Source organism: Paenibacillus sp. J22FR83, assembly GCF_059691955.1.
The window spans coordinates 402,611-414,466 of the sequence record NZ_JCAUAM010000001.1 but is presented as its reverse complement, the minus strand read 5'-3'; the positions used below and the strand labels follow the sequence as shown (position 1 = coordinate 414,466).

10 protein-coding genes are annotated in these 11,856 nt (G+C 44.3%); 8 read left to right on the top strand and 2 right to left on the bottom strand.

Features of this window, described 5'->3' with window-relative positions:
• Positions 1-21: 21 nt before the first annotated feature.
• Positions 22-1,074, top strand: a complete 1,053-nt coding sequence (locus AC58PV_RS01330; protein ID WP_497430492.1) for a zinc-binding dehydrogenase — start codon at positions 22-24, stop codon at positions 1,072-1,074.
• Between the two features lie 66 nt (positions 1,075-1,140).
• Here the strand turns inward: AC58PV_RS01330 and AC58PV_RS01325 are convergent, their stop codons facing one another.
• A complete protein-coding gene (locus tag AC58PV_RS01325; protein WP_497430491.1) occupies positions 1,141-3,522 on the bottom strand; it encodes a helix-turn-helix domain-containing protein in 2,382 nt (793 codons plus the stop codon).
• A 267-nt stretch (positions 3,523-3,789) separates the two neighbouring features.
• On the opposite strand from AC58PV_RS01325, the gene AC58PV_RS01320 reads away from it, so the two are divergent.
• The 3 genes from AC58PV_RS01320 to AC58PV_RS01310 all read left to right on the top strand — a co-directional run bounded on the left by AC58PV_RS01320 (position 3,790) and on the right by AC58PV_RS01310 (position 6,558).
• The gene (locus tag AC58PV_RS01320) at positions 3,790-4,902 is read left to right on the top strand and encodes an SGNH/GDSL hydrolase family protein (RefSeq protein ID WP_497430490.1); all 1,113 of its coding nucleotides are present in this window, start codon (positions 3,790-3,792) and stop codon (positions 4,900-4,902) included.
• Between the two features lie 169 nt (positions 4,903-5,071).
• Complete coding sequence (locus tag AC58PV_RS01315; RefSeq protein ID WP_497430489.1) at positions 5,072-6,004, top strand: helix-turn-helix transcriptional regulator; 933 nt, start codon at positions 5,072-5,074, stop codon at positions 6,002-6,004.
• Positions 6,005-6,075: 71 nt separating this feature from the next.
• Positions 6,076-6,558: a GyrI-like domain-containing protein gene (locus AC58PV_RS01310; RefSeq protein WP_497430488.1), complete on the top strand. Its 483-nt coding sequence runs from the start codon at positions 6,076-6,078 to the stop codon at positions 6,556-6,558.
• A 66-nt stretch (positions 6,559-6,624) separates the two neighbouring features.
• Here the strand turns inward: AC58PV_RS01310 and AC58PV_RS01305 are convergent, their stop codons facing one another.
• Positions 6,625-7,434 (bottom strand): SDR family NAD(P)-dependent oxidoreductase, encoded by an 810-nt coding sequence (locus tag AC58PV_RS01305; RefSeq protein WP_497430487.1) that lies wholly within the window; start codon positions 7,432-7,434, stop codon positions 6,625-6,627.
• Between the two features lie 301 nt (positions 7,435-7,735).
• On the opposite strand from AC58PV_RS01305, the gene AC58PV_RS01300 reads away from it, so the two are divergent.
• The 4 genes from AC58PV_RS01300 (at position 7,736) to AC58PV_RS01285 (ending at position 11,840) form a co-directional block, all read left to right on the top strand.
• Complete coding sequence (locus AC58PV_RS01300) at positions 7,736-9,010, top strand: glycoside hydrolase family 1 protein (RefSeq protein ID WP_497430486.1); 1,275 nt, start codon at positions 7,736-7,738, stop codon at positions 9,008-9,010.
• Between the two features lie 22 nt (positions 9,011-9,032).
• On the top strand, positions 9,033-9,794 hold the full coding sequence (locus AC58PV_RS01295) for an SDR family oxidoreductase (protein ID WP_497430930.1): 762 nt from the start codon (positions 9,033-9,035) through the stop codon (positions 9,792-9,794).
• A gap of 176 nt (positions 9,795-9,970) precedes the next feature.
• Positions 9,971-10,936 carry an ABC transporter permease gene (locus AC58PV_RS01290; RefSeq protein ID WP_497430485.1) on the top strand — a complete coding sequence of 322 codons (966 nt, stop codon included), beginning with the start codon at positions 9,971-9,973 and terminating at the stop codon, positions 10,934-10,936.
• Between the two features lie 19 nt (positions 10,937-10,955).
• Positions 10,956-11,840 carry a carbohydrate ABC transporter permease gene (locus AC58PV_RS01285; RefSeq protein WP_497430484.1) on the top strand — a complete coding sequence of 295 codons (885 nt, stop codon included), beginning with the start codon at positions 10,956-10,958 and terminating at the stop codon, positions 11,838-11,840.
• The last annotated feature ends 16 nt before the right edge of the window (positions 11,841-11,856 follow it).

Genomic DNA, 11,856 nt, shown 5'->3' with positions numbered 1-11,856 from the left:
TTATAAGGGAGGCTAATAGCCATGACGACAACAATTCAAGCTATCGTATTTGAACGTGTAAACGAGGTGGGTTTCGGTACCTTTACGCTGCCTGAAATGAATGAGAATCAAATGCTTGTGAAAACACGCTATACCTTTGTTTCAAGTGGAACGGAAACGCGCGTACTTGGCGGGTATTATGGCGCTGCTGACAAATTTCCACTTATTCCAGGCTACACGGCTGTTGGTGAAGTGGTTAGCGTGGGTGGAAATGTAAAGGGGTACCGCGTCGGTGACCTGCTGAGCTACAATCCGCAAACGAACCTGAAAGAGATCAATTCGCAATGGGGAGGGCAGGCGAGTATGCATCTGGTTGGCGTGGATGAAAAGCCAATGCTGCTGCCCAGAGGATCAGATCCCTTGGACTATGTCGTGAGCCCTGTGGCGGCGATCAGCTTGCGAGGCGTCATGGCAGCACAACCACAACGTGATGAATGCGCAGTGGTCATCGGACAAGGGGTCATTGGGGCTTTCTCCGCGGGCTTTCTTGTCAATAAAGGATGTCGGGTGATCGCTGTTGATCTTTCAGAAGCTAGACTTCAGCGTTCATTGAGCTATGGTGTTCACGCATGTGTCCAAGCTTCTGACTCCGATGCCTTGGAAAGAATACTTGCCTATTGTGATGGCGGTGCCAACATTGTGGTTGAAGCTTCAGGCTCCCCACAGGGTGTAGCGCTTGCTCATAAGCTAATTCGGAAAACCCCGCACGTGTATCGGGATCCCAATAAGTATTACGTAAACCCTATGTCAGGTATTGTCGGTCATTGGCCGCGTATCGTCTATCAAGCCACCTACATAGACAAACTTAGCCTTGACCCCAGAGTTGATTTGCAGTCGGAAGGTGTTCTCCTTCTCATGCCTGGGGACCGAGGAAATGAAGATCGATTGAATGCGATTGAAGCGATTCGAAGTAAAGCGATTGATCCCCGGCTGTATATCGATCGCGTGGTTCCATATACAGAAGCAGCAGCAGCCTACGAACAATTGCGTTTACACCCGAATGACGTCTTTTCAGTTGTATTTGATTGGACGTAATAAAGTATAAAGACCGAACAAGGTACCCTGTGATCTGGTACCTTGTTCGGTCTTTTATGTTCTGTACTAGAATTCCAAATCGTTCTTTGCATGTATCAATTGCTTCACATTGCTTTTTAACGCGTATTCTTTAGGGGTTACGCCAAAATGTTTTTTAAATAAACTAAAGAAATACGTTTCATTAATAACGCCTATTTTTTCTACAATTTCGCGCACACTGATATTATTTTCGCTCAGTAATTGGGCTGCTTTCGCGAGTCTTACTTCATTAATATAGTCAGAAACGGATACTTGCTTGGCTTCTTTGAATAGGTTGCCTAGACGTCGCTGCGATATTTTCATCATGGTTGCGATGGATGCTAAACAGAGGGAAGGATCTTGATAGTGGGTCTCAATGTAATCAGATACGGTATCTACGACATAATGATTTAACTTTTTCGCTGGCTCCCCTGGCGCGGTTTGCAAGGAATCTTTCAGTGCGTCCATGATCGTTTCATAGATGCTGTCTAACGTCTCTTTCTCCATAAGCTGAAGCGAAAAACTGGAGAGATCGATCATCAGAGAGGGCATGGCTGGTTCTGAGCTTGATTCTAATGTTTTTTTCACCGTTTCTAAGAGCCGGAAGGTCGAAGCTAACGCATTATAATAGTTGAGTTGGCGAATTTCATGAAATATCGGCTTCATTGCGTCATCTATTGCAGTTAAGTCCCGTTTGCGGAGGGCGTCTTGCAAGTTTTCTTCTAACTTCTTTGCATATCCTGTTTTGGCGTTGTTTTCATGTAGAAGTAAAACTTTCGCATCCAGAATGGCATGATGACCATAATGAAAACGATATACTGTTTGATCCAGCGATTTGTTGTAGAGATTATGTAAGGATTCAATCGTATTGGATAATGGGCTGATGGACGTCGTAAACGTAATTTTATAAAACTGATGGACGTATTGCTGGGCCTCTTGAATCAATGATGTCACCGTGGATTCAACATGTTCATCCTCGTGCGGAATGCTCAGAATGAGGACAACATGGTCATCCTTTAAGTCTAAACCTTCATTAATATATGTTCGAGAAATACATTCCGAGGTAATGTTGATCATCGCATAGCGTATGGTTTCCTTGTCTTTGGAAGAAAATCTTTGCTGGAAGTCCTTATAATTGTCTATTTTCAAAAGTAAAACCATATAGGATTTGTCCAGGGGTAAGGCTATCTTCATTTCGTGAAAAATGCTTTCCAGCTCCGAAGTGTCCAATTTCAAATTCTCCGTAAGGATACGGTTTAACCAGTAATGCTTCATCACATCTCCGTACTGGTAGAGCTGTTTATCATAGAGCTTCAGCTTTTCCATGGATTGCTTATAAACATAATCTAAATAGGAGATTTCATCGACTTTTCCTCTTTGTTGAAAGGGATGAAGGCGATTAGATGAAATCGTTTGCACCAAATTGCCGATAGGACTATAGATTTTACGAGAAATGCTGACAGAAATAACAATAGCCATGACAAGGAAAATGAGCGTAATAAAGAAAATACTTGTCTTAAAGCCCTGAATATACCCGTATACTTCAAGGGTTGGTTGGATCTTCAACAGCGTCATGTTAATACTATCGATATATAAGTAAGTAACTAAATATTGCGTGTCCATGTATTTGCTTTTGAACGAACTTTCAGATTCTGCTGACGAAGTTTCTTGCGTGTGGCGTTCAACCTCAGCCTTCAACCATTGTAGTTTGGCGGGATCTTCTTGGTTGTCATCCTCATTAATGTAGTTTCCATTGGGATCGAGGATATAAATATTATTTCCCTTCTGGCGATCAACCATATTGATTTGCTTAATGTTGCCCAGCAGCCATTCTGGTTTCACATTGATAACTACAGCGCCATTGGGATTTTCAATCTTCGTGGCCGTCTCATACATAAAATAGGAAAGAACGCGTTCACTTTTGTTATCGCCATTTACGACTTTGTGAATATCACGAAATATCGGTTTTAATTTGGGCAGGATTTGATCTGATTTAAACAACGCTAACACTTGCGGATCATCAAAGAAAATGGGCGAACCCGCATTATAGAATTGATTGAGATTCCGGTTATATACACTGATGGAGTGAATGTAGGGGTAGGAGGAGTTTAGTGAGTTAACGACGTTATTTATGCGTGTGATGACATCAACCATATTCTCCTGCTCCGCATACATAATGGAAGTAATATCGTTATTAATATACAGGGACTGCGTGAGTCGGCTTATGGTTTCATTCATGAGGTTCGTATTATATTTGACTTGGAGCAATATTTTTTTGCTATTGTCGGATTCCTTGCTGATCATTAAGCTTTGTGCATTCCAATAAATGATGACAGACAGAATGCCAACGATGAGAAGAACGGAGGCGCTGATCCACATGACGATTTTCAAAAGAAAGCTTTTCGAGGCAAACGAGGTGTTTAATTTCATGAATGATCTTACTCCTTCCATGCCTTGTAGAAGTGAGAATACCTTAAACAAAAGTAAAAGTAAATAATATTTACGAATCTCATAGTAATGAACATAAATCATATAGTTTTTGGGTGCAAATTCGGCAACGCTTCACTACACTTTTTAGAAGTAACGGCGCAATTTATAGTATACAATCCAGCGTGAATTCGCTATGTTTAAGCTAACGAGTATACGGCTTACTAGCGTGCTCACCCTACTCGTAATTCACGTGGAGATGAATGGGAAATGGAGATTATACAGCTTCGAAATCGTTTAACACAAGTCCGACGTAAGCTGCAATCTGGGCAATTAACGTTGGGATTCATTGGTGGGTCTATTACAGCAGACAGCGGAGTGATGGCGAATTGGCCGGAGCCAGTGGCGCGTTGGTTCGTAGAAACATTTCCTCGGGCACGTATCACGGTAGAGAATGCTGCAATTGGTGCGACAGGCAGTGATTTGGCTGTTTTCCGTGCAGAGCGGGACTTAATCGAACATGAATGTGATCTGATTTTCATTGAATTTGCCGTTAATGACTTCCTTACACCTTCTGAACAGCGGATGAGGGCGAGAGAAGGATTAATCCGCAAGCTCTTGGCAGACGGTCGAAGTGAGCTCGTCTTCATTTATACCTACAGTCAGAGAATGTACGAGGATATGTCTCAGGGGAAAGTTCCTGCCAGCATCGCCGAATTTGAGGAGCTAGCCGAGCATTATAGTATTAGTACAGTTTGGGTCGGGCTGCATGCCTGGCAGGAAGTGAAGAGGGGCCGAATGACCTGGGACGAGTGGCTGCCGGATGGGCTGCATCCTACACATCGGGGCAGTCTGAGTTATGGACAGTGTGTGATCGACTATTTGACCAATGATTTGTTAGAGGCTCCGGAGGTTGCCCTGGGTGACGGGAGGCGTGAAAGTTCTGCGGCTCCGCTCGCAGCGCCACTTAACAATAATCATTGGGGGGATGTGTGTACGCTTTCCTTCAACGAGGTTCAGTTGGAAGGACCTTGGCTGACTAGACGGGCAACGGCTCACATGCCTTGGGTGGATCAAATCTTAAGTACATCCGCAATCGGGGCGAAGCTATCATTTTCATTTACAGGCAAAGGTTTGGCACTGGCCTTCGATTATGGCAAAAAATCAGCAGAATTCACGTATACGCTCGATGGAGGTTCCCCGATTACGACGTGTCGGGATCGGCCTAACTGGTGCGGAGATAGCGGCTGGTTTCGCATCTATTGGATCGCGGATGATCTGGAGGACGGGCCGCATCATATAGAACTGGAAGTTGTTCATGGCAATAGAGAGGAATGCACGGGGACGAATTTCCATTTGGGACTTATCGGCATTGTGAAGTGAGAACGAAATATGCGATCCCACTAACGATCCCGTGAGAAGACCGATCAAACAAGTGGATCTCGCATAGCGCTGTAGAGGGTTTTTCTGGGATAGTGCCAGAAAGCCCTTTTTCGGTTAAAATAAGTCGGAGTATAAGTAATGTGGAGTCTAGTGGGGTGTACGATCTGATATGAAAATTGACCGTTTGCTGGCAATGACGGTGCTGCTCCTGAATCGCGGGCGTGTCAGCTCCAAAGAATTGGCGGACCGTTTCGAAGTGTCGACGAAGACGATTTACCGGGATATGGAGACCTTGAATCAATCGGGTATTCCCATTGTGGCCCATCAGGGTGTTTCTGGCGGATTTGAAATCATGGAACCCTACGCGATGGCTCGGCAATTCCTAACCCTCAGTGAAATTGAAGCGATCGTCGCAGCGGTTAAAGGGATACATACGGCGATCGAGGACCGGATGATCGGTACGCTACTGGATAAGGTGAAGGCGCTGCTCAACCGAGGAGATCGACTTCACATGGAGCAGCAGGGAGCGGGAATCGTTTTTGATTTCAATCCGTGGGGCCAAGGGCCTGCTGCACGTGATAAAGTGAACAGCTTGAGAAAGGCCATTGTGCAAACCAATAAGGTTGAATTCAGGTATTTGAACATGAACGGGACAGAGAGCAAGAGAGTCGTCGAGCCCCTCGCTTTAATTTTAAAAGGATACTTATGGTACTTGCAGGCTTATTGCACGCTTCGAAGTGAATTCCGAGTGTTTCGACTCTCTCGTATTCAGGAGTTGCTGGTACTGGAGCAAACCTTTGTAAGAAAACAGGCTCCTTCCCTAGAGGGCTACGCCTGGGAGTCCGATTGGTCAAACGCAAATGTGCAAGAGATGACATTTCTGTTCCATTCGAAAGTTCAATATCGCGTTTGCGACACCTTCGATCCAGCACAAGTGACAAGAGGGGAGGATGGTTCTTTACGGGTAAAAGGCTCCTTTACCGAAGATGAATGGCTGTACGGCATGCTGCTGAGTTACGGTGCACAGGTGAAAGTCGAAGAACCGCACCATATAGCTGAAGAAGTTGTGAATCGCGCACGAAAAATTATTGAGCGCTACTAGAAACTGGACAGATAGGTGTCCACTTTCTCCCTGTATACTGATGATAAATACAAGGAGATGAGGACGAAATTATGCATACATTTATGACGGAACAGCCAGCAATAAGGCTAACAGGTGTTCATATACGAACAACAAACGCAGCGGAAGCAGGACCGAATCGGAAGCTGCCGCAGTTGTGGGAAACCTATTTTCAAAGCCAAATGACATCGTTAACCCCGACCATCCATTCTCATCTGATCTATGCGCTATATACCGATTATGAAAGTGATGCTTCAGGCGCGTACACGACTCTGATTGGACACCAAGTAAACGCCACTAACTCACCAGGTGAAGACATGTTTCATCAGGTGCAAGTACCAGCAAGCAAATACTTGGTATTTACGACAGAGAAGGGCCCTGTTTATGAAGTGGTGGCACAGGCATGGGCAAACATTTGGGCTTATTTCAAGGAATCAGAGGAAGTGAGGGCGTATACGGGGGATTACGAGTTGTATGACGCCAGAAATTTAGATCATTCACAGGCACAGATTCAGATCTTTATAGCAATTAAGTAAGAACGAAAGAGAGCGCTGTTGAAAAGCCAATTCCAAGCTGTGGGCTGGAGATTGGCTTTTTAACATTTATTCCAATATTTCCGGATGCGCCCACTGAGTAGGGGTAAGCTTGCCAGCGCTAGAACCAGCATCGACTGTGATTGCTGAACCACTCAAGTAACGAGCTAAATCAGAGGCTAGGAATAAGGCTAGATGTGCAATTTCCTTTGGATCACCAAGTCTTCCATTCGGAGATAGCAACTTTGCATATTGTTGAATAACTTCTTCAGGAGCATCTCCCCAAATTGAAGTTTTGATGGTTCCTGGGCAAATTGCATTAACGGTAATATTGTACGGTGCATAATCGAGTGCTGCAGATTTGGTAAGGCCAACGACACCATGCTTAGCTGCCGTATAAATTGCCATGGAACTATTGCCTAACAATCCAGCTAAGGAGGCAACATTGATTACGAATCCTCCAGATGCTTTCGACCGGAGAATCGCTTCAATGCCAAACTTCATACCAAGGAATACACCTTTAAGGTCAATAGAGGTTAATTGATCAAATTCAGATAGTGAATATTCATGAGTTGGCCTACTTTCGGCGCTAATGCCGGCATTATTTACAATGCCATCTAAACGACCATAGGTTTTAATTGCAAAATTAACCAGATCTTTAACCTCTTCCTCTTGGCTTACATCTGCTTTAAAGAATGTTGCCTCTCCGCCTGCAGTTCTAATTTCATCTACTACCAGAGCTCCTTTATCGGCATTAATATCCGATACAATGACTTTCATGCCATTATCTGCATAACACATGGCAATTGCTTTACCTAAGCCATCAGAAGCGCCGGTTACAATGGCAACTTTGTTTCGTACACTGGTAAAGTCCGTCATGAATACATTCCTCCTAATGATTAAGTATCTGCTGAATCGCATGCATGCCAGTTTGACTTGCATCTATGTCTAGCTTAAGTCAATTCTTTGTTCTTCACTAACGTTTTGCCGACTAATTTCTACGACTCAAACGACATTTTAATCAGTTACTCCTATAATGGTGGCCTTGCCAATAGGTCATCTTTTGTTTTCGCGAAAGTCGTCAAAACGTTAGAGAAGCGTCGTTAGATTGTTAGTTGCCACTATAGGATCCTTATAAAATGAGGTTGTAGCAATTAACAGGAATCAAGGAGGAGTAAGCATGGCACATTTTCCGGAAGGCTTTTTATGGGGAGCCTCGACAGCTGCACATCAGGTTGAGGGCAATAATAGGAATTCTGATTTTTGGCTGATGGAGAACTTAGAGGGATCAGTATTCGCAGAACCGTCGGGTATCGCCGTAGACCACTATAACCGTTTCAAGAGTGATATTGCTGAGATGGCTAAAATGGGTTTAAACTCGTATCGTTTCTCAATTGAATGGGCTCGAATCGAACCGGAAGAGGGGAATTTCGAAGCATCAGAAATCGAACATTATCGGGAAGTTCTACTTGCGTGCAAAGCAAATGAGATAACTCCGATTGTGACACTTCATCATTTCAGCTCTCCACAATGGCTTATACGTCTTGGAGGATGGGAATCGAAGGATACACCTGAGCGGTTTGCACGATATTGTTCACATGTCATGCGTGAATTAGGCGATTTAATTCCCTATGTATGTACCATTAATGAAGCAAATATTTCCATCGGGATTAAGAAAATTATGAAGCGGTATGAACTCAAAGCTGGGTCACCTGGCGCGCAGGTTGGCATGAATTTGGACAAAATGGCGCAAATGCAAAAATATTATGAAGAGCTAAGTAAAGCATTTGGCGTACCTCCTACTGAGGTTCACTCGTTTTTAGCTCCACGTTCGGAAGAAGGCTTGGCTGTTATCTTTCAATCGCATGTGGCAGCGAGAGCAGCCATTCGTCAGATCAGTCCACAAACGAAAGTCGGAGTTACCTTATCACTCTATGATATCCAAAGTGTCCCTGGCGGTGAAGAAAACGCGAGTCATGCATGGCAAGAGGAATTCGTTCAATTTGTTCCCTATTTACAGGAGGATGATTTCTTCGGGCTGCAAAATTATACACGTGCGGTGTATGGAGCTGATGGCCTTCTTCCTATACCAGAAGAGGCAGAGACGACGCAAATGGGGAACGAATTTTACCCCGAGGCGCTTGGGGCTGTGGTCCGTTATGTTAGTTCGCATTTGAAAATGCCGATTATGATTACTGAAAATGGCACAGCAACGGATGATGATACACGACGCGTTGCTTTCATTGATCGAGCTCTAAAGGGTGTACAAGATTGCATTTCGGACGGATATCACATTTTGGGCTATATGCATTGGTCATTAATGGATAATTTCGAGTGGCAGCTTGGGTTCTCTAAGACTTTTGGATTAATTGAAGTGGACCGTAACACACAGGAACGGACCACGAAGCCTAGTGGCAGGCATCTTGGGAAAATTGCTAGAGACAACGCGATCTAAAAGGGAGGAAGAGGAAATGGGAATGAAATTGCACAAAAAAGTAGCGATTGTAACGGGAGCAGCCTCAGGTGTTGGTGAAGCGATAGCACGTCTGTATGCGGAGGAAGGCGCTAAAGTCGTAGTTGCCGATTTGAATCAAGAAGCTGTCTTGGCAGTTGTGGACGAGATAAGGGAAAAAGGGGGAACCGCTATAGGCGTTGTCGCTAACGTTATGAAGGAAGAGGATATTCAGGCGATGGTTGACAAGGCCGTCGAAGCATTCGGAAGAGTAGACATCCTCGTGAACAACGCAGGGATCATGGATGGCTTCAGATTAATAGAGACGATCGAGGACGATTTATGGGAGCGGGTAATCGGCATTAATTTGACAGGTCCAATGCGTGCCATTCGCAAAGCACTTCCGGTCATGTTGCAACAGGGAGAGGGCGTTATTGTAAATATCGCGTCCGCCGCTGGTATAACTGGTGGGAAGGGTGGAGTTGCCTACACATCCTCCAAACATGGACTAGTTGGTCTTACCAAAAATGTAGGTTACATGTACGCGAAATCCGGCATTCGCTGTAATGCTATTGCTCCTGGCGGTGTTCTAACCAGCATCATGAATTCAATGGGCGATATGGACATGGCAGCTCTGCAGGAGTTCCAAATTGGAGCAGGTACTCAACGTCGCGAGCCAGTAGATCCAAGTGAAATTGCATCCGTGGCTCTATTCCTTGCATCGGAGGATTCAAAGTTTGTGAATGGGACTGTTATCACGGCTGATGGTGGCTGGACGTCTTATTGAGGTAAGTTAAAGGCTGAAAGGGTAGATTCCCGATCAGTCTTTTTTTTATTTCAGAAGGTGAGAAAGTCGTTAAAACGCTACTACGAAGTCGTTAGATTGTTAGATGGGGGTAGGCATATCTATTATGATCAAGATAAGTCATTCGAGTAATAAACGGAAAGGGAAGGGATTGTAAGATGGAAAAAGCCGTATCGGCAAATGTACCGCATGTGGGTATTCAGATCAAGAAAAAAGAAAATAAGTTCCGTAAATATTGGCCGCTGCTGACAATGATGGCCCCTGGTCTGCTCTACCTGCTATTTAATAACTATCTCCCCATGCTCGGGATTGTCATTGCTTTCAAAAAAATTAATTTTGCTAAAGGTATTCTAGACAGTGACTGGGTTGGCTTTAAAAACTTTGAATATCTCTTTAAGACATCGGACGCTTTTATCATTACGCGAAATACAATTCTATACAACCTCGTGTTTATTGTGTTGGGCACCATTTTGTCACTCGCTTGCGCGATCTTGTTGAATGAGATTAAGAACAAAATCTTACTCAAGTTTTATCAAAGTATCATCACGCTTCCGCATCTCATTTCGATGGTCATCGTCAGCTACTTGGTCTATGCGCTCTTAAGTGCAGATACGGGATTCTTGAATCACACGGTACTTCCTTGGTTCGGTATAAAAGACGGCATTTCCTGGTACACCGAGGATAAGTATTGGCCTTGGATTTTAACAATCGTTCACTTCTGGAAAAGTGTTGGCTATTCGAGCATTGTATTCTTTGCAGCCTTACTAGGCATCGACGAGGAGTACTACGAAGCGGCAAAACTCGATGGTGCAAGTCGATTGCAGCAAATCCGCCATATAACGCTGCCGATTCTAACGCCGGTGATTATCATGCTGACTCTGCTCAGTATCGGACGCATTTTCTACTCGGATTTCGGCTTATTCTATCAGGTTCCTATGAATTCAGGATCATTGTTTAATACAACGGCTACGATTGATACGTACGTATTTAGAGGCTTAACGGGCAATGGTGATATTGGCATGTCCACTGCTGCAGGTGTATATCAATCGATCGTTGGATTCTTACTTGTCATGCTAGCGAATTATACCGTGCGGCGTTTCAGCAAAGATAACGCATTATTCTAAAGGAAGTGGAGGTATTCCCATGCACAAAGAGAGCAGAGGCTTGACGTTGTTCAGCCACATCATGATGTTGTTATTCGCAGTCGTTAGTATTCTCCCTTTCATTCTACTCATTTCCGCGTCGCTAACCGACCAGAATGAGATTATTGCAAATGGTTATTCGTTCATTCCTCATACGTTCAGTACGGCTGCGTATGAATATTTATACGAAAGAGGGGGAGAGATCGCTCGTGCTTACGGAGTGACCATCTTCGTCACAGTAATCGGAACCGCAGCAGGGGTAGCCATAACGGCGCTACTGGCTTATCCACTATCTAGAAGTGGTACGCCACATCGCAATTTAATTATGTTCATCGTCTTCTTCACCATGTTGTTTCACGGAGGATTGGTTCCCTCTTACTTGGTTTACACCCAATTATTCCACATTAAAAATACGATCTGGGCTTTGATTGTACCAGGGCTCCTCATGAACGGATTTTATGTGATGCTGATGAGAACCTTCTTCCAGACGACAATTCCTAGTGCCTTGATCGAGTCCGCACAAATTGACGGGGCTGGCGAATATAGGACCTTATGGTCTATCGTGCTTCCGTTATCTACCCCTATTCTCGCGACAATTGGGCTCTTTGAATGTATCATGTACTGGAATGATTGGCAGTTGGGGATGATTTATATTACGGACCCTAAACTGTACAGCATTCAAAATTTGCTAAATCGAATTATGCAGGATATTCAATTCATTACGACTAATATGACCAGCAATACAAATGATGCGATGCAACAAATGCCGACAGATGCTGTGAAAATGGCGATTGCCGTCATTGGGGTCCTACCGATCCTGGTCGCGTACCCGTTCTTCCAAAAATATTTTATTAAAGGAATTATGATTGGTGCTGTAAAAGGATAGCTGCCGACTGATCTCC